The 23,198-nt window shown below is 67.4% G+C and carries 23 protein-coding genes, 1 tRNA gene and 2 pseudogenes; 16 read left to right on the top strand and 10 right to left on the bottom strand.

Annotated features, from left to right (window positions below; translation table 11 throughout):
* Positions 1-1,169 precede the first annotated feature (1,169 nt).
* From rsmG to rpmH, 6 genes are read right to left on the bottom strand one after another with little or no spacing between them, the layout of a single operon-like run.
* Positions 1,170-1,805, bottom strand: a complete 636-nt coding sequence (gene rsmG, locus H9L22_RS14495; RefSeq protein WP_226965885.1) for a 16S rRNA (guanine(527)-N(7))-methyltransferase RsmG — start codon at positions 1,803-1,805, stop codon at positions 1,170-1,172.
* On the bottom strand, positions 1,802-2,272 hold the full coding sequence (locus tag H9L22_RS14490) for a Jag family protein (RefSeq protein ID WP_187720532.1): 471 nt from the start codon (positions 2,270-2,272) through the stop codon (positions 1,802-1,804). The genes rsmG and H9L22_RS14490 overlap by 4 nt, the downstream gene beginning before the upstream one ends.
* Before the next feature lie 40 nt (positions 2,273-2,312).
* Positions 2,313-3,374, bottom strand: a complete 1,062-nt coding sequence (gene yidC, locus H9L22_RS14485; RefSeq protein ID WP_406707835.1) for a membrane protein insertase YidC — start codon at positions 3,372-3,374, stop codon at positions 2,313-2,315.
* Positions 3,371-3,676 (bottom strand): membrane protein insertion efficiency factor YidD, encoded by a 306-nt coding sequence (gene yidD / locus H9L22_RS20550; RefSeq protein ID WP_406707834.1) that lies wholly within the window; start codon positions 3,674-3,676, stop codon positions 3,371-3,373. The genes yidC and yidD overlap by 4 nt, the downstream gene beginning before the upstream one ends.
* A gap of 50 nt (positions 3,677-3,726) precedes the next feature.
* A complete protein-coding gene (gene rnpA, locus H9L22_RS14475; protein ID WP_187720530.1) occupies positions 3,727-4,074 on the bottom strand; it encodes a ribonuclease P protein component in 348 nt (115 codons plus the stop codon).
* Between the two features lie 14 nt (positions 4,075-4,088).
* A complete protein-coding gene (gene rpmH / locus H9L22_RS14470; protein ID WP_077686880.1) occupies positions 4,089-4,226 on the bottom strand; it encodes a 50S ribosomal protein L34 in 138 nt (45 codons plus the stop codon).
* Positions 4,227-4,569: 343 nt separating this feature from the next.
* Here rpmH and dnaA point away from each other — a divergent pair, with 343 nt between their 5' ends.
* The 8 genes from dnaA (at position 4,570) to H9L22_RS14430 (ending at position 12,776) form a co-directional block, all read left to right on the top strand.
* Positions 4,570-5,925 carry a chromosomal replication initiator protein DnaA gene (gene dnaA, locus H9L22_RS14465; RefSeq protein ID WP_406707791.1) on the top strand — a complete coding sequence of 452 codons (1,356 nt, stop codon included), beginning with the start codon at positions 4,570-4,572 and terminating at the stop codon, positions 5,923-5,925.
* A gap of 634 nt (positions 5,926-6,559) precedes the next feature.
* The gene (gene dnaN, locus H9L22_RS14460; protein ID WP_187720528.1) at positions 6,560-7,720 is read left to right on the top strand and encodes a DNA polymerase III subunit beta; all 1,161 of its coding nucleotides are present in this window, start codon (positions 6,560-6,562) and stop codon (positions 7,718-7,720) included.
* A gap of 26 nt (positions 7,721-7,746) precedes the next feature.
* Positions 7,747-8,628, top strand: coding sequence for a phosphogluconate dehydrogenase (NAD(+)-dependent, decarboxylating) (gnd, locus tag H9L22_RS14455; RefSeq protein WP_187720527.1), 882 nt, complete (start codon positions 7,747-7,749; stop codon positions 8,626-8,628).
* 10 nt (positions 8,629-8,638) lie between these two features.
* Positions 8,639-9,784, top strand: coding sequence for a DNA replication/repair protein RecF (gene recF, locus H9L22_RS14450; protein WP_187720526.1), 1,146 nt, complete (start codon positions 8,639-8,641; stop codon positions 9,782-9,784).
* A 28-nt stretch (positions 9,785-9,812) separates the two neighbouring features.
* Positions 9,813-10,340 (top strand): DUF721 domain-containing protein, encoded by a 528-nt coding sequence (locus tag H9L22_RS14445; RefSeq protein ID WP_187720525.1) that lies wholly within the window; start codon positions 9,813-9,815, stop codon positions 10,338-10,340.
* A gap of 52 nt (positions 10,341-10,392) precedes the next feature.
* Positions 10,393-11,028: an SIMPL domain-containing protein gene (locus H9L22_RS14440; RefSeq protein ID WP_187720524.1), complete on the top strand. Its 636-nt coding sequence runs from the start codon at positions 10,393-10,395 to the stop codon at positions 11,026-11,028.
* Between the two features lie 104 nt (positions 11,029-11,132).
* Positions 11,133-12,281 (top strand): M23 family metallopeptidase, encoded by a 1,149-nt coding sequence (locus H9L22_RS14435; RefSeq protein ID WP_187720523.1) that lies wholly within the window; start codon positions 11,133-11,135, stop codon positions 12,279-12,281.
* A 261-nt stretch (positions 12,282-12,542) separates the two neighbouring features.
* On the top strand, positions 12,543-12,776 hold the full coding sequence (locus tag H9L22_RS14430; protein ID WP_187720522.1) for a hypothetical protein: 234 nt from the start codon (positions 12,543-12,545) through the stop codon (positions 12,774-12,776).
* A 212-nt stretch (positions 12,777-12,988) separates the two neighbouring features.
* Here the strand turns inward: H9L22_RS14430 and H9L22_RS14425 are convergent, their stop codons facing one another.
* On the bottom strand, positions 12,989-13,735 hold the full coding sequence (locus H9L22_RS14425) for a sulfite exporter TauE/SafE family protein (RefSeq protein ID WP_187720521.1): 747 nt from the start codon (positions 13,733-13,735) through the stop codon (positions 12,989-12,991).
* 308 nt (positions 13,736-14,043) lie between these two features.
* Between H9L22_RS14425 and gyrB the strand changes: the two genes are divergently transcribed.
* Positions 14,044-16,032, top strand: coding sequence for a DNA topoisomerase (ATP-hydrolyzing) subunit B (gene gyrB / locus H9L22_RS14420; RefSeq protein WP_226966329.1), 1,989 nt, complete (start codon positions 14,044-14,046; stop codon positions 16,030-16,032).
* 22 nt (positions 16,033-16,054) lie between these two features.
* Positions 16,055-18,657, top strand: a pseudogene (gyrA, locus tag H9L22_RS14415) (DNA gyrase subunit A).
* Positions 18,658-18,711: 54 nt separating this feature from the next.
* Here the strand turns inward: gyrA and H9L22_RS14410 are convergent.
* The gene (locus tag H9L22_RS14410) at positions 18,712-19,044 is read right to left on the bottom strand and encodes a hypothetical protein (protein ID WP_187720520.1); all 333 of its coding nucleotides are present in this window, start codon (positions 19,042-19,044) and stop codon (positions 18,712-18,714) included.
* A gap of 16 nt (positions 19,045-19,060) precedes the next feature.
* Between H9L22_RS14410 and H9L22_RS19830 the strand changes: the two are divergent.
* The 5 genes and pseudogenes from H9L22_RS19830 to H9L22_RS14385 all read left to right on the top strand — a co-directional run bounded on the left by H9L22_RS19830 (position 19,061) and on the right by H9L22_RS14385 (position 21,609).
* Positions 19,061-19,374 (top strand): annotated as a pseudogene (locus H9L22_RS19830) (DUF3566 domain-containing protein).
* Positions 19,375-19,477: 103 nt separating this feature from the next.
* On the top strand, positions 19,478-20,323 hold the full coding sequence (locus tag H9L22_RS14400; RefSeq protein ID WP_187720518.1) for a hypothetical protein: 846 nt from the start codon (positions 19,478-19,480) through the stop codon (positions 20,321-20,323).
* Positions 20,324-20,325: 2 nt separating this feature from the next.
* Positions 20,326-21,168, top strand: coding sequence for a hypothetical protein (locus H9L22_RS14395; RefSeq protein ID WP_187720517.1), 843 nt, complete (start codon positions 20,326-20,328; stop codon positions 21,166-21,168).
* Between the two features lie 62 nt (positions 21,169-21,230).
* Positions 21,231-21,467, top strand: coding sequence for a hypothetical protein (locus tag H9L22_RS14390; protein WP_187720516.1), 237 nt, complete (start codon positions 21,231-21,233; stop codon positions 21,465-21,467).
* Between the two features lie 65 nt (positions 21,468-21,532).
* A tRNA-Ile gene (locus tag H9L22_RS14385) sits at positions 21,533-21,609 on the top strand.
* Between the two features lie 409 nt (positions 21,610-22,018).
* Here the strand turns inward: H9L22_RS14385 and H9L22_RS14380 are convergent.
* Together H9L22_RS14380 and H9L22_RS14375 are read right to left on the bottom strand one after the other, a co-directional pair.
* Positions 22,019-22,210 carry a hypothetical protein gene (locus H9L22_RS14380; RefSeq protein ID WP_187720515.1) on the bottom strand — a complete coding sequence of 64 codons (192 nt, stop codon included), beginning with the start codon at positions 22,208-22,210 and terminating at the stop codon, positions 22,019-22,021.
* Positions 22,211-22,227: 17 nt separating this feature from the next.
* Positions 22,228-22,554 (bottom strand): hypothetical protein, encoded by a 327-nt coding sequence (locus H9L22_RS14375; RefSeq protein WP_187720514.1) that lies wholly within the window; start codon positions 22,552-22,554, stop codon positions 22,228-22,230.
* Between the two features lie 285 nt (positions 22,555-22,839).
* Between H9L22_RS14375 and H9L22_RS14370 the strand changes: the two genes are divergently transcribed.
* Positions 22,840-23,139 carry a hypothetical protein gene (locus H9L22_RS14370; protein WP_187720513.1) on the top strand — a complete coding sequence of 100 codons (300 nt, stop codon included), beginning with the start codon at positions 22,840-22,842 and terminating at the stop codon, positions 23,137-23,139.
* Positions 23,140-23,198: the final 59 nt, after the last annotated feature.

Genomic DNA, 23,198 nt, shown 5'->3' with positions numbered 1-23,198 from the left:
CTGCCGCTCGCACCTCAAGAACTGGAGGAATCTGGTCCCTGAGCCTGTCGAAGGGCCTGAACTGTCGTCCTTCGAGACGCTCACTGCCTCTCGTACCTCAAGAACTGGAGGAATCCGGTCCCTGAGCCTGTCGAAGGGCCTGAACTGTCGTCCTTCGAGACGCTCACTGCCGCTCACTCCTCAGGAACCGAGTCCCGAGCCGAGCGTTCCGGCCACTCGTAGCGATTTCCACCGCCGAGCACCCTCGAGGATGCTCAGGGCAGTCGCACCCGCTCCACAGCATCGGAGAGACCCGTTGGCTCCTTACGGACACCTATCGGTATGTCGATATAACGGCTAAGCTTTTTATTGTTAGGTCTATCTGTCTCTCACGTTCCACGTGAAACACATCGGCGCCGGCCCACCGCGTTCTTCCACCCCACAGGACCGTCATCCAATCCTGCCAGGAACCTGCATCTCACTACCGGCACCGCGCAGACAGGGCCCGGCCGCACCCCGACTGTAGTGTCCTGCCGCCGCCATCCACATGTCTCTCTCACACACTCGCGTGATCCCAACTCTCCGACATCGCCGGCTTCGCCGACGGTCGTGTCTCCCACCTACGCGTGTGACCGAGGAACTCGTCGCGGCTCAGCCTCCGTCTCTGGTCCAGGACCTCCCCGGTGGCACGTTCAGCCCTGCGACACAGCGTCGACGCCGGTCTCCCTGGGTCTCTACGCGACCGGACCGGGATCATTCATCTCTGCAGAGGCTGCACCACCGCTCAACGCTCCGCTCCGGAAGGCAGCTGGCCGTGCCCGTACTTCGTCTCCACCCATCAGACGCCACCCGCGACGGGCACAGCTGCCACCACTGACGCCATCGGGTCGATGATCACCCGCTGCAGGGCACACCGGCCCAGTGGAGCGCCCCCGGCTGCTTGGCGCGCTGGGTAGACGTCCTCGTCCTCCTAGGGCGCCCACAACGGGCCCCTCAGCCCTCGACCCGAACCCATCGAGCACGCCGTTTGGCACCGCCACGGCCACCCGTGCGAACCCCCAGCGCACAGGCCATTGACCGTGCACGGCCTCCGAAGCCGGCCCGATCAAGAGCTACCGGAGCGGCGACCGCGACGCCGCGGTGAACGTCTCTCGGTCACCAGCCGCACCGTGGCGCAACCGGCGCTCGGGTCAGAACCTCGTGACGCGGATCGCCCGCGTGGGCTCCACTCCAGGGCCTCCGGAGAGCTCCAGAATCTCTGTTGTCAGCCTCTGCTTCGACAGGAACTTAGAGGCCTGCCGAACCTCTTCCTCCGCCGTCGATCCCTTGAGCGCAACGAGCGCACCGTCCGGGAACAGGGGAGAGGTCCACTTCACCAGACGATCCAGCGGCGCGACCGCGCGACAGACGACGACGTCAAACGTCCGCTTCGTCTCCTCCGCGCGGGCCCGCAGCACCTCGACCCGGTCGCCCAGGCCCAGTTCCTCCACAGCCAGGGTCAAGAAGTTGAAGCGTCGCAGGAGCGGCTCGATGAGGGTGACCTTCAGGTCAGGCCTCGCGATCGCCAGGGGGAGGCCGGGAAGGCCGGCCCCGCTGCCGACGTCGGCGATCTCCATGCCCCGGCCGAGCACATCACCGAGCGCCAGTGAGTTGCCAATGTGGCGCTGCCACAGGCGGTCGCCCTCGCGGGGTCCCAGGAGACCCCACTCGAGACCCCGACCAGCCAATATATCGACATATTGACTTAGCGCTTCATAGCTTTGCCTGTCGAGCGACGCGGCGAGCCCTTCGCGCGCCACGTCCTCGCCGGTGATGTCGCCGGTCACTGCTTACGCACGACGACGCGACGCGCCGGCGGCTCACCCTCCGACTCGGAGACCAGACCAGCAGCGGCGACCTCGTCGTGGACGATCTTCCGCTCGTAGGCGTTCAGCGGCGCCAGCCGGACCGGCTCCCCGCTCTCCTGAACGGCTGCGATCGCATCCTTGGCCATGACCAGGAGCTCGGCACGGCGCCGGTCGCGGTAGCCAGCGACGTCGACCATCAGGCGGGAACGGTGCCCCGTCTCGGTCATGACGACGAGCCGCGACAGCTCCTGCAGCGCGTCGAGGACCTCGCCTTCCTTCCCGACGAGCCGCTCGGACTCGGTGTCGATGGCGATGAACGCCCGGCCGTCCTTGATCGAGTTCTCGATGTCCCCATCAAGATCTGCGATGTCGAGGAGCTCCTCGAGATAGTCGGCGACCAGATCGCCCTCGGCCAGGAGTTCCGCATCGGTTTCATGGCTAGACATGCCACTGTCCTCTCATAGGGCCCACAGGGCCGGGTTCAAGCTACTTGGTGCGCCGCTCGGAGCGGCTCTGGGCCTTCGGCTGCTGTCGCGCGACGACGCGCTTCCCGTCCTCGGTCGTCCGGACGACCTGACGCGTCACCTGCTGGCGCGTCACCGTCGGCTTCACCTCCGGCGTCTCCTCGCCTTCGACCGTGACGGTCGCCGTCTCCGCACCGGCGACGGTGCGGCTCGTGGCGGCTGGGTTCTTCTTGGTGCGGCGACGCTTCTCGGCGCGGGCGTTGATGATGGCCTGCGGGTCCTTGCCCTTGGCCAGCATCCGCTCCTCCCAGTCGATGTACGCCGGGGTGTTCGGAGCCGGGTTGTTGCGGATGAGGATGGCCTGCTGGGCCATGGTCCAGGTGTTCGAGGTCAGCCAGTACACGAGCACACCGATCGGGATGACAACGGACGACGCCGCATACACCACCGGGAAGAAGTACAGCATCATCTTCTGCATCTGCGCGGCCTGGCCGGTCTGCGACTCCGGCGGCATGTTCTTGCGCATCAGCTGGAGCTGGGTGATGAAGAAGACGCCGACCATCGCGATCACGAGGATGATGCCGACGACCTGCGTGGCGCCGAACTGCTCGATCGGGAACACGCGGTCAGCGAGCCCGGCGTTGAAGATGGTCGCGTCCTGCAGGGAGGCCACGAGCTCGGGCCGGTCCTTCAGCCACTGGCCGCGCACGTTGCCGGACGAGACGCCCTCCAGCACACGGAACAGGGAGATGAAGATCGGCATCTGGAGAAGCATCGGCAGGCAGGAGGCCATGGGGTTGACGCCCTCCTCCTGGTAGAGGCGCATCGTCTCCTGGCCGAGCCGCTCGCGGTCGTGCCCGAACTTCTTCTGGAGCTCGGCCATCCGCGGCTGCAGGAGCTGCATGCTGCGGGCGGAGTTGATCTGCTTGACGAAGAGCGGGATCAGCAGGGTCCTGATGACCACCGTCAGCATGATGATCGACAGGGCCCAGGTCCAGCCGGAGTCAGGGCCCAGCAGGGGCGTGAACGCCCAGTGGAAGAACACGAGGATTCCGGAGACGGCCCAGTACAGCGGCTGCATCATGGCGGAGAGCACCCCGTAGATGCCGTCCCAGAATCCAGCCGTCTCGAGAAGAATGTCGAGCACTTAAGCCACCTCAACCTTGCCCCGGGACTGTTCGTCCCGCTCATCCTGCGATCGTTGCGAGTTCCAGGCCTCCGCCTCCGGGCTCCCGGCACGTAGTCGACTCCGCCCATCGACCACGGGTGGCACCGCGCGAGGCGGCCGATGATCAGGCCGACCCCCTTGACGGCACCGTGAACCTCCAGCGCCCGTAGCCCGTAGGCGGAGCACGTGGGGTGGTACTTGCACACATCCCCGTACATGGGGGAGATGAACCGCCGCCAGCCCTTCACGAACCAGATCAGCGGCTGCTTCAGCATGAGCCGGCCTTCCGGTGTGCGCGACGCCAGGCGTCCCGCAGGTCGTCCTCGAGGCGCTCGGGGCACCGTGCGGCGTCGGGCAGAGCCCGCACGACGACGTCGGTTCCCACAGTCGGCATGTAGCCCCTGACGATATGACGAAGTCGCCGCTTCACGCGGTTGCGTGTGACGGCGTTGCCGACCTTCTTGGAGACGACAAAACCCACCCGGGTAGCGGGTGGATCCTGTTCGTCGATCGGCCGGACGTGCACCACGACCGAAGGGGTCGCGGCCCGTGACCCTCGCCGAACGGCGGCAGAGAACTCGCTCGGCCGCTTAAGGCGATGAGGCCTGGGGAGCACGGGGTGCCGAAGGCTCAGGCCGACAGCTCGACGCGACCCTTGCGGCGACGGGCGCTCAGGATGGAACGACCGGCGCGGGTGCGCATCCGGGCGCGGAAGCCGTGGGTACGGCTGCGGCGACGGTTGCTCGGCTGGAAAGTGCGCTTGCTCATGGGATTACTCCCTCAAAGTTCGAATGTTGACAACTGCCCGGCTGGGCAGGGGGAAGTGTTCGCCTCAGTGGCGACTGGTCAACGATACGTGCGGACGGCCCGGATATCCAAACCCGGCGGGGACCTAAGCAAATAACACCGATGTAGTCCAGTAGGTTCCCCGGCGTGTCGCGGTTTTCTTCTTGCGGTCTTCCCACAAGAGCACTAGTTTCGACGGAGCCCAACACGGTTATCCACAACCTGGGGCGGGTATGTGTACCCGCTCGTATGGTTATACCCTGTTGTGGACAGTCTTGTGGATGAGCAATGAGGCGGATCACGAGGTGGCCGTCAGGAAGCGGGTGTGGTGAGCGAACCGTCGATCCCGGACCTCCAGGGTCTGTGGCAGCAGGTGATCGCCACCTCGGACATCCAAAACCGCGCCTGGCTACGGCGAACGCGACCTGTGGACATGCATGGAAGCACGCTGATGCTCGGCGTCATCGACGAGACGACGCGTGAGCGCATCGAGACCAGGCTGCGTCAGGGGCTGGAGACACAGCTCAGCGACATCTGTGGACAACCCACCCATCTCGCGGTGATGATCATGCCCGACCTCGTCGTCGAAGACATCGTGGCCCCCGCACCGCCGGAGGACCTGCCGCCGCAGCCGATGCTTCCTCGCTCGAAGCCCCAAGAGCTGCGCCTCAACCCACGCTACACATTCGAATCCTTCGTCGCGGGTTCTTCCAACAGATTTGCGCATGCCGCCGCGGCCGCCGTCGCCGAGACCCCCGGCAAGTCGTACAACCCGCTGATGATCTACGGTCCGTCCGGCCTCGGCAAGACGCACCTGCTGCACGCGATCGGCCACTACGTGAGCAGCTACTACGAGCAGCTCCGGGTGAAGTACGTCTCCACCGAGGAGCTCACGAACGACTTCATCAACGCCATCTCCTCGAACCGCACCGCGGAGTTCCGCAGCTCGTACCGCGACGTCGACGTCCTGCTGGTCGACGACATCCAGTTCCTGGAGTCGAAGATCCAGACGCAGGAGGAGTTCTTCCACACGTTCAACACGCTGCACAACGCGCAGAAGCAGATCGTGATGACCTCCGACCGTCCCCCCAAGCTGCTGGAGGCGCTCGAGCCGCGGCTCCGGTCGCGCTTCGAGTGGGGACTGATGACCGACATCCAGCCGCCGGACCTCGAGACGCGCATCGCGATCCTCCGGAAGAAGGTCGCATCGCAGCGGCTCACCGCCGGCACGCAGGTGCTGGAGCTGATCGCCTCCCGCATCCCGACGAACATCCGCGAGTTGGAGGGGGCGCTGACCCGCGTCGCCGCTCTCGCAAGCCTGAACCAGCAGGAGATGACACTCGCGCTCGCGGAGGAGGTCCTGCACGACCTCATGCCCGAGGACGCGGCCCCCGTCGATGCGCAGACGATCATGACCGCGTCCGCCCGCTATTTCGGGATCTCGCTCGAGGACCTCACCGGCCCGAGCCGGGTCGCGAACATCGCGTCGGCCCGCCAGGTCGCCATGTACCTGTGCCGCGAGCTGACGGAGCTGTCGCTGCCGAAGATCGGCGCCCAGTTCGGTGGCCGTGACCACTCGACGGTGCTGCACGCCGTCAGGAAGATCGGCGAGAAGATCGGCGTCGACCGGTCGCTGTACACGCAGGTCACTGAGCTGACGAACCAGATCAAGCAGTCCTGACGTCTCAGGCAGTCCCGGCGCCCTGCACGCCACGTCCTGGGGCTCGTCGCGCTCGGGGAGCCCGTGGGACTCGTCGGCTGCAGGCAGCGCACCGGCCGTCTCGCCGCCAACACCGTCGCCGCGTGCATGAATCTGGCTCTGGCGTGCATTCGGCTGGCTCAGGCCGCCACTGTGGCGATATGCACACAGCCGCGGCTCCACGGAGATTCGTGCACAGGACGTGGCGGGTTCACGTGGCGCGAGAGGTGACCGAGGCCTGTGCACCGGCCGGGCATAACGGACCTGACAAGCTGGGGATGGAACTGTGGACAACTTTTCGCCCCTCCGTCGTCCACAAACCACAAGATTGTAGTTTCCGTCCCGTGCACAGGAGATCCACAGGATCGAAACCCACTTGGCTAGGCATTATGAGGATTACCCACAGGATCCACAGCCCCTATGAGTACTACGTAAATAACAAGAATCCAAAGCTCTTCAAAGTCAGAGGTGTGGACAGGTCGCCGCTCCGGCACACCACCGGGCACAGAACGAGCAGCAGACCTATGACGATCACCACGGGGGGAGCGCGTCGCCACGGCCCCGGCTATGATGCAGGCGACGAGCCTGTGACCGCCGAAAATCAAGGGAGAGCTTCGTGAAGATCCGAGTAGAGCGCGATGCCCTGGCCGATGCAGTGGCGTGGGTGGCGCGTAGCCTCCCGAACCGCCCCACCGCACCGATCCTGGCTGGCATGCTCCTGGAGGCGGACGGCGACGGCCTGACCCTCTCCAGCTTCGACACCACGACTTCCGCGAAGGTGACGCTCCCGGCGAGCGTGTCCGACGAGGGCACGGTCCTCGTTTCCGGCCGGCTGCTCTCCGACATCGCGCGGTCGCTTCCGAACAAGCCGGTCGACATGGTCGCCGACCACTCGAAGGTCGAACTGACCTGCGGCCAGGCCCGGTTCACCCTGCAGACGCTTCCCGTCGACGAGTACCCCTCGCTGCCGGACATGCCGACCCAGACCGGGACCGTCGACGCCAGCACCTTCGAAAAGGCCGTCGGTCAGGTGTTCGTCGCCGCCGGCCGTGACGAGCTTCTGACGGTGTTCACGGGCGTCAAGATCGAGATCAACGGCGAATCCCTGTCGCTACTGGCCACCGACCGCTACCGGATGGCGCTCAAGGAACTGACCTGGAACCCCTCTGCCCCGGGCGTCGAGGGCAACGTGCTCGTCCCCGGCAAGGTGCTGGCTGACACAGCGAAGTCCATGACCTCGGGTGACGACGTCACTATCTCGCTGTCGACCACCGAGGCCGAGGGCGAAGGCGTCGCCGGCTTCATCGGTGAGGGGGCGAAGGGATCTCGTGAGGCGACCACCCGTCTGCTGAGCCAGGCGTTCCCGAAGGTCCGCCACCTGATGGACGTCAACGCGACCGTCTCCGTCCGCGTCAACACCGCCGACCTGCTGGCCGCCGTCAAGCGAGTCTCGCTCGTCGCGGAGCGCAACACCCCGCTCCGGATGCGCATCAACGAGGACCACATCGCCCTCGAGGCCGCCACCGGCGACCAGGCGCAGGCCTCCGAGGCGATCGAGGCCCAGGTCGACATCGTGGGCGACGAGCAGTCGATCACAGACGCCGGCTTCAACCCGCACTACCTGCTCGACGCGCTCACCGCGCTCGACGCCCCGTACGCGCACTTCTCGTTCACGCTGCCCGGCAAGCCCTGCCTGATCATGGGGCTCGCCACCGTCGACGGCGACCCGCTCGTCGACTACCGGCACGTGATCATGCTGATGCGCCTGCCCAACTGACGTTGCGCCCGGCCCTGGGAGGGATCATGCGAATCGGACTCATCGGCCTCGGCAAGATGGGCGGCAACATGCGCGAGCGGTTGCGCCGCAACGGGATCGAGGTGCTCGGCCTCGACCACAATCCCGACCTGTCGGACGTCGTCGACGAAGCGGCGCTGGTCGCCGGACTCGGCGACGGCCCGCGCGTCGTGTGGCTCATGGTCCCGATCCACGCGGTCACCCCGCTGATCGAGACGCTCCGGCCGCTCTTGGCGCCCGGTGACGTGGTCATCGACGGCGGCAACTCCAAGTGGACCCACGACGCCCGGCACGCCGCCTACCTCGGTGAGGCCGGCATCCACTTCCTGGACGTCGGCACCTCCGGCGGTGTCTGGGGACTGGAGAACGGCTACGCGCTCATGGTCGGGGGCCCGCAGGAGGCCTATGCCATCGCGGAACCTGTCTTCCAGGCGCTCAAGCCCGCCGGCGAGTTCGGCCTCGTCCACGCGGGCGCCCACGGCGCCGGCCACTTCACCAAGATGGTCCACAACGGCATCGAGTACGGGCTCATGCAGGCCTACGCCGAAGGCTGGGAGCTGCTGGAGGCCTCCGACGTCGTCACGAACGTGCCGGAAGTGTTCGAGTCGTGGCGGGAGGGCACCGTCATCCGGTCCTGGCTGCTCGACCTGATGGTCCGCGCGCTGGAGACCGATCCCCACCTCGAGGACATCGACGGCTACGCGGAGGATTCCGGCGAGGGGCGCTGGACCGTCAACGCCGCCGTCGATCTCGCCGTCCCCGTGCCGACGATCGCCGCCAGCCTGTTCGCGCGGTTCGTCTCCAGGCAGGACGATTCCCCCGCCATGAAAATGGTCGCCGCGATGCGCAACCAGTTCGGCGGCCACGCCGTGACCCCCGCGAAGGACTGACGACGCCCACGTGTTCGTCACCGAGCTGTCCCTGACCGACTTCCGGAACTACCACGCCGCGTCACTCGAGCTGACGTCCGGCGTCACCGTTTTCGTCGGCTCCAACGGGCAGGGCAAGACGAACCTCGTCGAGGCGGTCGAGTACCTGTCGACGATGTCGTCGCACCGCGTGTCGGCCACGGCTCCGCTGATCCGCGCCGGCGCCGAGTCGGCGATCCTGCGGGCCAGGGTGCAGGCGAGCCGTGAGGATCCGCGGCTGATCCTGCTCGAGCTCGAGGTCGCCAACGGACGTTCGAACGTCGCCCGGCTCAACCGGGCGCCGCTGCAGCGGCCCCGCGACCTGGTCGGAGCCCTGCGCACCGTCGTGTTTTCGCCGATGGATCTGAGCATCGTGCGCGGAGACCCGTCGGATCGTCGCGGCTGGCTCGATTCCCTCGTGACGACGCGCTGGCCGCGGATGGTCGGGGTGAGACAGGACCTGGACCGGGTGCTGAAGCAGAGAAACGCCCTGCTCAAGGCCATGTCGGGCCGCTCCAGGATGTCGAGCGGGGGCGACGAGGAGGTCACGCTCGCGGTCTGGAATGAGCAGCTCGCGACGATCGGCGCTGAGCTCCTGCACGCCCGGCTCGACACGCTGGCCGACGTCCTCCCGCACGCCCAGCGGGCCTACGAGACGATCGCGCCGGTCAACAACCAGGTCGACGCCCGGTACCGGACCGGCCTCGATCTCGACGGCGTCACCGAAGCCGCGGATGTGCGCGGCGAGCTGGCCGTGCGGCTCCTCGACGCGATGGCCGCGCGCCGCCGCGATGAGCTGCAGCGTGGGGTCACGCTGGTCGGGCCGCAGCGCGACGACATCGACCTGTTCATCGGCGACCTTCCCGCAAAGGGGTACGCGTCGCACGGGGAGAGCTGGTCGCTGGCACTGGCGCTGAGGCTAGGCGGTTACGCGCTGGTCCGGGCAGACGGGACCGAGCCGGTGCTCGTCCTCGACGACGTGTTCGCCGAGCTCGACACGTCCCGCCGGGAGCGGCTGGCGGAGGTCGTCGCCGACGTCGAGCAGGTGCTGATCACGGCCGCGGTGGGCGTAGACGTGCCGGACTTCCCGGCCGAGCGCCGGTTCCGGGTCGACGCGGGCACCGTCAGCGCCCTGTGACCTGACCGTGGGCGGGTAGGCTCGCGGCATGGACGCGGACGAGCACGACCCGACGGGTCTTGACCTGGCGTCCGAGATCGCGCGCGCGGCCGTCGAGGCCGCCGAGTACGGCGTCCAGTTGCCCGAGCCGAAGCCCGTCCGGCCCGTCCGACGCACTCCCCGGGTCTTCGACGAGCAGCGCTCCGGCGCCCATCCCGACGAACGCGATCCCCAGCTCGTCGGCGACGTCCTCGACCAGATCGTCCGCGACCGCGGCTGGAAGAAGCGCATCAACCTGTCGACCGTGTTGCGGCGCTGGCCGGACCTCGTCGGGGAGGCGAACGCCGAGCACTCCCGACCGGTGCACTACGAGAAGGGTCTGCTCGTCGTCGAGTGCGACACGACGGCGTGGGCGCAGGCCATGCGCTACGCGGCGTCGCAGCTCGTGGCCCGGCTGAACGACTCGCTCGGGGAGGCGACCGTGTTGCGCGTCGACTTCCGCGGCCCGCAGGCGCCCAGCTGGAAGAAGGGCCCCCGGTCCGTGCAGGGCCGCGGCCCGCGCGACACCTACGGCTGACGATTCCCACCGGCCGCCGCGTGGTCCGGCCCCGTCGCCCTAGCATGACGCCATGAAGATCACTGTCACCGGCGCCAGCGAGCTCAAGCTTCCCGCCGAATGCGCCGTCGTCTCGCTCACCGTCTCCCTGACCGGAACCGACCGCGCCGACATCGTCGCCAGGACGGCGGCCATCGTCGACCAGGTCCGTGACGCCCTGACCGCAGCGATCGCCGACGGAGCCGGCCGCGATCTCAGGCTGTCGAACCTGCGCATGTGGACGAACGTGCTGCACGACGATCGCGGACGGCAGGGGGAGACGCAGCACGTGGCGGAGGTCCGCGGCACGGTGACGTTCGACGATCTGTCGCGCCTCGGCGACGTCCTGGGTGGGCTGTCGGTCGCGGAGGGCGTCAACGTGAACCACGTCTCCTGGGAACTCCGCGAGGAGACGATGCGACGGTTGCAGCCGGAGGCGTTGCGCGCCGCCCACGCCGACGCCACCACCAGGGCCACCTGGATCGCCGAGGCCGGCGGCTTCACCACGGTGACAGTCGCCTCCGTTCAGGACAACGGGCGGCAGGTCTACCGCGGAGCGGGGAAGGCGGCCATGTTCATGGAGATCGGCGGTTCGGTGCCCTCGATCCGCCTTGACCCAGAGGATGTCGACGTCTCCGCCGACCTGACGATCAGGTTCAGGGCCTCCTGAGCCGAGGATCCACCGTGTGAGGGCGCGCAATTCGCCCAAGCCCTTCCATTGGGCGGCCAACCGTGTTTGCATAGGTAGGTTCCCGGTCGACTGGGGGGTCGAACATGGTGGTGCGCGGACTGACGGCTGTTCTTGCCGCCGCGGTCGCGTGCGGCATGGTGGCGGTGGCCTCGCTCGCTACACCCGAAGATGAGGAAACACTCCAGGCGGTGCCCGCGCCGGTCGTGACGACGCACGACGAGCTGAGCGTCACCCGCGCTCTGCCCGACCTCCCCGTGAGGACGGCACTGCCCTTCAACTCGTCCGGTCTCGACTCCCTCGACGCCGACTCGCTCCCCGGCTTCGACCCCTTCACCGCCGTCATCCCCGAAGTGGCCCAGGCCAGCTCCGTCGAGGTGGTGCCCGTGCCGACGGCGCCGTCGACGATCCGCGTCGAACAGCTGTCGAAGGTCTCGACTGCCGCACCCGGCAGGCTCCTGACACGCCCCGTCTCGGGGCGCAGATCCTCGCCGTTCGGGTTGCGGTTCCATCCGGTGCTGCGGGTCTGGAAGCTCCACACGGGACTCGACACCGCTGTCAGCTGTGGTACGCCGGTCGGCGCAGCGGCGCCTGGTGTCGTTGTGTTCACCGGCTGGGCCGGCGGCAACGGCGTCCAGATCAAGGTCGACCACGGAATGATGCAGGGGCATCGCGTCGTCACCACGTACAACCACCTCTCCTCGATCGGTGTGCGCGTGGGCCAGCGGATCGACACGCTCGACGGCATCGGTCGCGTCGGCAGCACGGGGTACTCGACCGGCTGCCACCTGCACCTGGAAGTCATCGTGGACGGCCGGTGCACCGATCCGGAGCCCTGGCTGAACGGGGATCCGTCGATCGTCGACCTGGACGACATGGTGGCCTCCGTGTCCCCGACGCCCAGCCCTTCCCCGTCGGAGTCCGAGTCGCCCTTGCCGAGCCCGACAGGTTCGCCGTCGCCGAGCCCGACAGGTTCGCCGTCGCCGAGCCCGACGGGTTCGCCGTCGGAGTCACCGAGCCCCTCCACGTCCGAGTCGCCCGGGGACTCTCCGTCTCCCACGCCGGATCCCAGTGGGACGCCCACCGATTCGGAGTCGCCAACCACGGAACCCACGGTGACGCCTACGGGCTCGGAGTCGCCCAGCGTCTCGGCCTCAGCGGGCCTGCTGTCGCCCTCCGCGGCCCAGGATTCGCCGACCGCTTCACCGACGGACAGTCCGACCTCCGGGAATTGATGACCGCATATCGCTTGACGGATCCCCGATATTGCGATTATTGTTGCTTTCGCCTTAACGACAGGAAGGAGGCCCGAACATGATTCTCATCACACTGCAGACCGGATCGAATCTCAATGCCACCGGCAAGCTCGCGGCCTCCCGCGTGCGTTTCGCCTGACGATTCACGCCGCACCGCATCACGCACCCTGGCACCCAGTGCCCTGACGCGCGTCGTCGCGCGTTCCAGCAGCAGAAATAATACCTGTCGAAAGTCCTTCCGTGAGTACCACGCACCTCGTCCGCGCCCGCACCGGGCCACCCACTGTCATCGTCCTTCCCGAGCCGGCGCGCCTCTCCTGGCGTGACCGGGCCGCGCTCGGGGTCTCCATCTGGCTCATCGAGCACGCTGTGACCCCCGGTCAGAGCCATGCTGAGCAGAGCCTCGAGCGCCACACCGCCGACCAGGTGGCGCAGCGCGAGCTGCGGTCCCTGGGATGGCTCCCGCCCCGCTGATCCGGGGTCCCGGGGGTGCCATGCGCACCCCCGGGACTCCTCGAAGAAACAGGAACAATACGAGGATCCCGCCAACAGACACGCAATGAGACGCGTATAACCGATTCTTTCCGCACCACGCCGGTAATGCGGCGTGGGTTTCGGCATATCCGAAAGCGATCCGTTCGATGCGAGGCGAATGATTCATTCCACCGGGGATGTCACGCCGATATTCAGAAGACGATCAGCGCGGCCGCCGCGATCGCCGAGGTGACGAGCGTGGCGATGTCGAAGGCCCGCTGCGGCACCTTTCCGATGATCGCGATCCCCACCAGGGTTCCGAGGAGCACCACGGGCACCAGCGCCGCGGCCGTCGTCAGCACCGTCGGCGTGAACAGCCCCAGCCCCGCAGTCAGCGGGCTCTTCGCCAGGTTGATGATGAAGAAGTAGACGGCGCCGGTTCCGAGGAAACGCATCTTGTCGACCTTCGCCCACTGCAGATAGAGCGCCATCACGGGCCCGGCCGCGTTGGCGGCCATCGTCGTGAACCCGGCCGCGACGCCGGCGCCGATCGTCAGCGCACGATGCGGCGGGCCGTCATCAGGAGAGTCGGTAGGACGGTTCCTCCGCAGCCGGTCGATGAGTTGGACCACGACGAACACCAGCAGCAGCCCACCGATCGACCGACGCAGGATGGTGTCGTCGACGGCGGACAGGAACCAGGCGCCCAGCAGGAGTCCAGGCACGACGGCCGGCAGCAGGCCGCGCACGAGCTTCCAGTCAGTCGACGAGCGGTACCGCAGGACGGCGACGACGTCTCCCGTGATCAGGAGAAGCAGCGTCGCGGCCGTGGCTTCCTTGGTGGTCGGCAGCAGGAAAGCGAGCAGCGCGACCGCCAGTGAGGCGAGACCTCCGAAGCTCGTTTTGGCGACACCGATCACCAGGGCCGCGAGGCCGAGGAGAAGCCACTCGAGCGGCACGTCGTCTCCCTTCGATCGTTCCCACCGTAGGGCACCGCGGAGGGATGTCGCGGAACGGCCTCTCTGCCGCTCTGCGGCCCGGGGAGGGATAGGGGACCATGGCCGGACCCCTGCCAGGGCAGCGGAACGGCCGTTCCCGGGCTCCCAGAGCCATTTCCGTTCGCCGAGTCGGCAGCATCTTGGGTGACACGGTAGAATGCAGGGGTTGACGGCGCCGGCCCTTGCTCGGCGCCGGTTCTGTGGACAGGAGAATCGTGTCGGAGATCACACCAGACGAGGACTACACCACCGAGGAACGGCTTGAGGGACTGCAGGACACGGCGGACAACACTGTCTCCGGGTCCTATGACGCAGACCAGATCTCAGTTCTCGAGGGCCTCGAGGCGGTCCGTAAGCGTCCCGGCATGTACATCGGCTCCACGGGCGAGCGTGGCCTCCACCACCTGGTGCAGGAGATCGTCGACAACTCCGTCGACGAGGCCCTCGCCGGCTACTGCGACAGCATCGAGATCGAGTTGCTCGACGACGGCGGCGTGCGCGTCCGCGACAACGGCCGCGGCATCCCCGTCAAGGAACACCCCGTCGAGAAGATCCCCACCGTCACGCTCGTGCTGACGGTGCTGCACGCCGGCGGCAAGTTCGGCGACGGCGGCTACAAGGTCTCCGGTGGCCTCCACGGCGTCGGCTCCTCGGTCGTCAACGCCCTGTCGGAGAAGCTGATCGTCGAGGTCTCCCGTGACGGATACCGGTTCGAGCAGACCTTCCACCTCGGCGAGCCGGTCACCCCGCTCGAGCGCCGCGAGGCCACGGAGGAGACCGGCACGACCATCACGTTCTACCCGTCGCCGGACATCTTCGAGACCACCGAGTACAACTACGACACCCTTGCCACCCGGTTCCGGGAGATGGCGTTCCTGAACAAGGGGCTGAAGCTCTCGCTGATCGACCTGCGCAGCAGGCACCAGGTCGCCACCGGCGACGACGGCGAGACGGACACGCCGTACAACGAGTTCCTGTACGAGGACGGCCTCAAGGACTACGTCAAGTACCTGTCCTCAGGCAAGGACACGATCCACCCCACCGTCATCGACGTCGAGGCCCACGCGCCCGACCTCGGCATGGGCGTCGAGATCGCCATGCAGTGGAACTCCAGCTATTCGAGCAGCGTCTACACGTTTGCCAACACGATCAACACGCACGAGGGTGGCACGCACGAGGAGGGTTTCCGCGCTGCGCTGACGAACACCGTCAACCGGTGGGGTGAGTCCTGGGGGCTCGTGAAGAAGCGCGAGGACCGCGTCTCCGGCGACGACATCCGCGAGGGTCTGACCGCCATCGTGTCGATCAAGGTCGCGGAGCCGCAGTTCGAGGGGCAGACGAAGACCAAGCTCGGCAACACCGAGGCGAAGAGCTTCGTGCAGCGGGTCCTCAACGACCGGCTGGGCGACTGGTTCGAGCGGAACCCGGCTGAGGGCAAGGAGATCGTCCGCAAGTCGCAGTCGGCGGCCGCGGCCCGCATCGCCGCCCGCAAGGCCCGCGACATGGCCCGCTCCCGCAAGGGCCTGCTCGGCGGCTCCGGCCTGCCCGGCAAGCTGGTCGACTGCCAGTCGACCAACCCCGCCGAGTGCGAAATGTTCATCGTCGAGGGCGACTCCGCAGGCGGCTCGGCCCGCGGTGGCCGTGACCCGCGCACGCAGGCGATCCTTCCGATCCGAGGAAAGATCCTCAACGTCGAGAAGGCCCGCATCGACAAGATCCTCGCCAACAAGGAGGTCGAGGCGATCATCAACGCCCTCGGCGCCGGCATGCAGGAGGACTTCGATCTCGCGAAGCTGCGCTACCACAAGCTCGTGCTGATGGCCGACGCCGATGTCGACGGCGCCCACATCCGCACCCTGCTGCTGACGCTGCTGTTCCGGTTCATGCGTCCGCTCATCGACGCCGGCCACGTCTACCTCGCGCAGCCGCCACTGTTCCGCCTGCGGTGGTCCAATGCGGCCCACGAGCTGGCCTACACCGACGTGGAGCGCGACGCGCTCCGCGACAAGGGGCTCGCCGAGGGGAAGCGGCTGCCCAACGTGAACCCTATCCAGCGGTACAAGGGTCTAGGCGAGATGAACGCCGACGATCTGTGGGACACCACGATGGACCCGGAGAAGCGGATCCTGCTGCAGGTCACCCTCGAGGATGCCGCGATGGCGGACCAGATGTTCTCGATCCTGATGGGTGAGGACGTCGAGCAGCGCCGCACGTTCATTCAGCGCAACGCCAAGGACGTGCGTTTCCTCGACATCTGAGGTTTCGGAAGGTATCTGAACAATGACTGAAAACAACGACGGCCTCCAGGCATCTGCGCTGGGCCGCATCGAACCCATCGACCTGCAGGTCGAGATCCAGAACTCCTACCTCGACTACGCCATGAGCGTCATCGTCGGCCGCGCCCTGCCGGACGTGCGCGACGGGCTCAAGCCGGTGCACCGCCGCGTCCTCTACGCGATGTGGGACGGCGGCTACCGCCCCGACCGGGGCTGGAACAAGTGCTCCCGCGTCGTCGGTGAGGTGATGGGTCTCTACCACCCGCACGGCGACACGGCCATCTACGACACCCTCGTCCGCCTGGCGCAGCCGTGGGCGATGCGGCATCCGCTCGTCACCGGCCAGGGCAACTTCGGCAGCCAGGGCAACGACAAGGCCGCCGCCATGCGGTACACCGAGTGCAAGATGGCCCCGCTCGCGGTCGAGATGGTCCGCGAGATCGAACAGAACACCGTCGATTTCCGGCCCAACTACGACAACCGTGAAGAGGAGCCGATCGTCCTGCCGGCCCGCTTCCCGAACCTGCTGATCAACGGCTCCACGGGCATCGCGGTCGGCATGGCCACCAACATCCCCTCGCACAACCTGCGTGAGGTCAACGACGCGGTCCAGTGGGCGCTCCAGCATCCCGAGGCCACCCGCGAGGAGCTCCTCGAGGCCGCGATGCAGCGGATCCAGGGCCCCGACTTCCCCGGCGGCGGTCTCATCGTCGGCCGCAGCGGCATCGAGGAGGCGTACCGGACCGGCCGCGGCTCGGTCATCATGCGCGCCGTCATCGACATGGAGGAGGACGCGCGGGCCGCCAGCTGCTCGTCGTCACCGAACTGCCGTACATGTGCAACCCGGACGCGCTGGCGCAGCGGATCGCCGATCTGGTGAACGCAGGCAAGCTTGGTGGCATCGCCGACATCCGCGACGACACGTCGGCGCGTACCGGTCAGCGTCTCGTCATCGTGCTGAAGCGCGACGCGCAGCCCCGCGTCGTCATGAACAACCTGTACAAGCACACGTCGCTGCAGGACACGTTCGGCTGCAACATGCTGGCCATCGTCGACGAGGTGCCCCGCACCCTGCGTCTCGACCAGTTCATCTCGCTGTGGATCAAGCACCAGATGGAAGTCATCCGGCGCCGGACCCAGTGGCGTCTCGACGAGGAGGAGCGGCAGGCCCACCTCGACCGCGGCCTCGTCAAGGCCCTCAACATGCTCGATGAGGTCATCGCGCTGATCCGCGCCAGCCGCACCGCCGACGAGGCGAGCGTCGCTCTGCAGGAGCTGCTCGACATCGACGAGCTGCAGGCCCGCAACATCCTCGACCAGCAGCTGCGTCGTCTGGCCTCCATGGAGATCCAGAAGATCGTCGACCGCCTGGCCGAGCGTGAGGCCCGCATCGCCGAACTCAAGGCCATTCTCGCCTCGGATGAGCTGCAGCGCGGCATCATCGCCTCCGAACTGCAGGAGATCGTCGACAAGTACGGCGACGAGCGCCGCACCCGCCTCATCGCGGCGGACGGCGACTTCTCCGAGGAGGACTTCATCCCCAACGAGGATGTCGTCGTCACCATCACCCACGGTGGCTACGCGAAGCGCACCCGCGCCGATCAGTACCGGGTGCAGAAGCGCGGCGGCAAGGGTGTGCGCGGGGCGACGCTCCGGGCCGACGACGAGGTGCAGCACCTCTTCACCACCACGAACCACCAGTGGATCCTGTTCTTCACCAACTTCGGCCGCGTGTACCGGGCGAAGGCGTGGCAGCTGCCCGAGTCGGGCCGCGACGCGAAGGGCGGCCACGTCGCTGGGCTCATGAACTTCCTGCCGGACGAGAAGATCGCGCAGGTGCTGACGATCAACAGCTACGAGGACGCTCCGTACCTGCTGCTTGCCACCCGCAACGGTCTGGTGAAGAAGACGGAGCTGAAGGCCTACGACTCGCCGCGGCAGGCGGGGGTCATCGCCATCAACTTTCGTGAGGAGGACGACGAGCTGATCGGCGCCTCGCTGGTGTCGTCCGAGGACGACGTGCTGCTGATCTCCCGCAAGGGGCAGGCGATCCGGTTCCAGGCCGACGACTCGCAGCTGCGGCCGATGGGCCGGGCGACGTCCGGCGTCACGGGCATGAAGTTCCGCGCCGGCGACGAGCTGCTCAGCATGGCCGTCCTCAGCGCCGACGTCGACTACGCCGACCAGTACGTGTTCACCGTCACCGACGGCGGATTCGCCAAGCGCACCGTCGTCGACGAGTACAGGCAGCAGGGCCGCGGCGGCCTCGGCATCAAGGCCATGAAGCTCAGCGAGGACCGCGGTCAGCTGGTCGGAGGCCTCATCGTCGGCGAGTCCGACGAGGTGCTGGCGATCAAGGTTTCCGGTCAGGTGACCCGCTCCGCCGTCTCTGACGTCCCGGTCAAGGGTCGCGACACCATGGGCGTGAAGTTCGTGGGCGTGCGGGGCACGGACGCCGTCGGTGCGATCGCTCTCTACCCCGAGTCGGACGAAGCGGCCGATGAGGGCTCCGAGGATGTCGCCGAGGAGGAAGGCGGTACCGTAGAGGCCACTGACGGCGCCGACCAGGTGACCGAGCCGACCACGCAGGAGGACGCCGATGAGTGAGAACTCACCGCGCTGGCCCGGATCCAACGGCTCCCCAGGGCTGGACTTCTCGCCCTACCGCAAGCCTGAATCCACCCCGTCCGCCCCGTCGACCACGTCGGCGACCTCCGCTCCGGAGGCGCCGAAGGTGAGCGTCGACGAGTCGACGCGGATCACGCCGACCCTGTCGGAACGTGCCGCGTCGACAGCCAAGGCCTGGGCCACCACGCCCGTCGCCGGAGCGCCGGCCACGTCGCCCGTGCCCCCGGCGTCGACGGCGCCGGAAGCGCCCAGCACGCCGAACCGCGCCGCCGTGACCAGCGTGGGGGATGCCTCGAAGCCGGCAGCGGGGGCGTCGTCGGTCCGCAATCGGCGCACCCGCAAGGCGCGGCTCAGGTTGTCGCGCATCGACCCCTGGTCGGTGATGAAGACGTCCTTCCTGTTCGCGATCGCGTTCGGCGTGATGCTGGTCGTCGTCGCCTTCGTGCTGTGGTCGGTGCTGGCGGGCTCGGGGCTCTCGAGTCGGTCAACTCCCTCATCAACACGCTGATCGGGGACGAGGACAACGCGTTCCGGGTCGAGGATGTGCTGAACTCGTCGCGGGTGCTGGGATTCGCGACGGTCGTGGCCGCCATCGATGTCGTCATCCTGACGGCGGTCGCCACGCTGTTCGCGTTCCTCTACAACCTCTCCGCGACCGTCCTGGGCGGGCTCGAGGTCACCCTCGCCGAGGACTGATCCGGCAAGGACTTTCGTCGTCGCCGATTCCCGGGAGCTGACCCACCGGGCCGGGTAGTGTCCGGCATGGGCCTCCTTTCGCGCCCGGGAAGGCGACTGTGTCATGGACGTGTACAGCCAGGGTGAGCAGCGGGCTCACGGCACCGGCTTCGTCGGTATCGAGGCCGAGAGTGACGACCAGATCGACGCGCTCGAGGTCTATGAGGCGCTCATCAATCCCCGCGAGGCCGGCAACCAGTCGGGCGGTAGCGGCGGCCCAGGCATGATGCCCCCGATGATGGGCATGGGCATGGGGGGTGCCGGGGGCGGAGCCGCCGGCGCGCAGGCCGCTGGCCTCTCACAGGGGATGGCGGGCAACATGACCGGCGCAGCGGCGCGGATGGTCACCCCGGTGGTTCCCGGAGCACTTCCCTCAGCCCAGGCGGGTGCCGCCTCAGCCGGAGTCGGAGCCGCGGGCCTGGGCGGCGGCATCGGCGGAGGCGGAGGAGGCCTCGGGTCGGGGCCCATCGCGGCGGGCGCGTTGGCGGACGGGCCGGCTGATGCGCTGGGCGAGGGGCCTGCGGATGATCCCGCGGCCACGGACCCCGCCGGTGGCGAGCAGACCGATCCGGGGCAGCCGCCGGCGGGCGGTGTAGGTCCGTCGCCGCGTAGCGACATCATCCAGGTCGATCCGGTCGAGGTGGAACGGGTCGCACGCGAGTGGGCCGATCTCTCGGCCCAGATGTCCGACGTGGGCAGCTACGTCTCTGAACTGCAGGCGGGCCCGGAGGACTTCGGGCTCATGCCGCAGCCAGCGAACGCCTATGGCGACATGACGAGCGGTTTCACCCAGCTCGCGGCCAGCGCGGCCAAGGAGTTCGAGGAGATCTCCGCGGCGCTGGCGCATGGTGCGAAGTCCTACCGTGACCAGGAATCGGCAGCGACGCAGCAGGTGGGGAAGGTGCAGTGACGATGGAACCTCTGCAGAAGGAACTGCTCGAGCGACTGCTGGAGCTGTGCGACCGCGACCTCTACCAGCCACTGTCGAACGCCTATCTGACCCTGACGTCGTACGTGGATCGGTTGCTGCAGATCGACGTGCAGGAGTTGGTGACCGCACGGGCGACCTCGACGGCGATGTTCCAGGTGCCCGCGATCTTCGACACCATCGCGCAGCAGGGCGATGCGCTGCAGCGACAGGTGCACGACATGCTGCGAGGGCTGGATCGGTCCATGCAGGCGATGGCCCGATGCGCCGATTCGCCGGCGAAACTGGCAGGGATGGGACGTACCTGGCTGACCCTGGCCGACAAGGTCCAGGAGATGGAGCAGATCGCCACCCGCCTCGCCGATCAGCCGGACTGGAAGGGGGAGGCGTCCGAGGCGCATCTGGCGGTTCTGCCGAAGCAGATCGAGGCGCTCGGCAACCTGGAGTCGATGGCGCGGTCGGCGGCCGAGTCGGTGATCGTTGTCGGAGCCATGCAGAGCGACGTGTTCGACGCGGCCGGTGCGCTGCTCCACGAGTGCATCGTCAGGCTGAAGGGGCACGTGTCGTCGGCCCCGGCGGCCTACTACAGCGCGACGACGTCCTGCCTCACGGCCCTGGCGGCCACTGAGGCGGCGATGGGTCGGATCCTCACCGGCGAGGGATCGTGGCGGGCGACGGCCGACGAGATCGCCCTGGGGCTCTCCGACGGTGCCGCCGCGGGCCAGACCTGGCCGAAGGCCGTCTCCGGCAGCGCGACGACAGGCAAGGGGAAGGACAAGTCCGAAACCACCTGGCAGACCTCGGTCTCGGCCGGGGAATCACTGTGACGACGGGCGACGGGTTCCCTGTGGTTGAGCCGGAGGCCGCTCCGGTCCCCGAGCCGCAGCCCGTGCCTGAGCCTGAGCCCGCTCCGGTCCCCGTGCCGGCGCCTCCCACGGAGGAGCCGTTCAATGGGCCGCCCACCGAGGAGTCGGTGGTGGTCGAGGCGAAGGCCTCCGGGCCCTATGAGACCACGTTCGACGCGAGCGAGCAGCTCACCGTCGAACAGTTGGAGAACCTGATGCTGGGAGAGCAGGCCTGGGACCGGCTCTACCGCAACGACGAGACCTTCCGGCTGATGCCGTGAAGGTGCTGGTGGGAGCGGGTTTGCCGACTCGGACGAACGTACGCTAAAGTTCATACCCGGTGAACGGGCCTATAGCTCAGACGGTTAGAGCGCTGCCCTGATAAGGCAGAGGTCACTGGTTCAAGTCCAGTTAGGCCCACCAATGAACCCCTAGTTGACTAGGGGTTTTCTTATTTGCTAGCGAATCCAGGGTCGGAATAGGGTCGGTCTCGAGCACCTCGTCGGCGCGTGAAATGTCTCCACCGTCGCAATTCGTCCCTCGTGATCTCATCACGGAGCGGACCCACACGCCCAAGCTCCGCCCGTCGGGCCCATCGGCAATTGGAGATGGCGGCGTTGATGACGTCACCCCACGCGGCATGACGACCCTGCCGCTCTTGATCACGGACTCAGGCGGCGTCCAGGCCAGCCGAGGCCCCACGGGCGGACGAGCGCCTTCGCATGGTCCTGAGGATGTGCGTGAGTCGGGGCAGCGAGACTGAGGCCGGATGGTAGGTCCGTTGTGAGAGAACCTAGACCCGTCTGCGACTGGCTAGGCGTAGCAGGTCACCTCAAGCCACTCGCTGGATGAGGGCGGCGACGTCCTCAACTTTGAGTCTGTAGACGCGCGCACTACCCAAGCGGTAGCAGGGGAGGTTGCCGGCGGCGGTTTCTCTCTTGAGTGATCGGACGCTCAGTGACGTGATCTCGGCCGCCTGGGGATATGAGACGAATCGGCCGTAGCTGCCGATGAGCTCGGCCACGTCAAGCAATGCGCCCCTCATGAGTTGGCCACTTCTTCCGCTGGTTCCTGCCGGTCGGGGCCACTCACCCGCATGCGGAGCACGCGCTTGGCTTCCCTGATGTGGAGCCCGCACAGCTCTGCTGCCTCGTCGATGGGCATTCCTTCACTCGAGGTCAGGGCCTCGATCGCTTTCCCGAGTCGAGCTTCTGCCTCCAGCACGGCTCGGTCGCGCGTGAGAAGGGCGGCGGCCGCGTCCAGCACCTCAGTCCTGATCCTCGCTTCTCGGGCCATGAGAGCCTCGTGGCGCTTGATGAGCTGGCCCTTCACTCTGACGCGGGCCTCACGACGGTCGCTCTGAGCCATGGCTGTGCTCCTTCCTGGCGACGGGGGCGATGCCCCTCCTGCATGTGTAAGGAACCCCACGCGCGGCCTCCTGTGGCGGAATGCCCCGAGTCGACCCCACCCCCCGGAAGCTCCCCACCGACGTGATTGAGGCAATCCCCGATTTGTCGACGCAGTTTTTGCGTTACGGCGGTTGGGCGGGGGTTCTTGTGTGTGGATAAGACCCCGCAACTGTGGACAACGTGCAACGTGCACGTCCTGTCGCCATCACGGGTCTTGAGAGTCGAGTCTGTGAGGAGGACCGGGATGCGTCCGGATGATGCCTTTGCGGTGTTCAGGTTGCTGGACCACGCCAACGATCTGATGGCCCACGCGGGGGAGGTGTGTGACTGGGCTGCGCTGGATGTGGTCGCGGCGTGGGTGTTGGCCGGCGACGTGGCGGCTGGGTCGGCGTCGGTGCCGGTGGAGTTGCCCTCCTCGGTGGAGGGCTGCCTGGATGCCGCGGTCAAGCGGGTGCTGGAGTGGGACACGGGGACGCTCGCGCCGAGCGCGAGGGCGCTGGTCGACGTGCTGCTGGCTGTCGATCTCGGCGCGGGTGGTGCCTGATGTCCAGGTTCGTGCGGGCTGCCCGTTTGGCGGCAGCAGGTCTGCGCGATGATCGCGTC

The organism is Tessaracoccus defluvii, from assembly GCF_014489575.1.
GTDB classification, from domain to species: Bacteria; Actinomycetota; Actinomycetes; order Propionibacteriales; family Propionibacteriaceae; genus Arachnia; species Arachnia defluvii.
The sequence above is the reverse complement of the archived record's forward strand: the minus strand, read 5'-3'. Positions and strand labels throughout refer to the sequence as shown.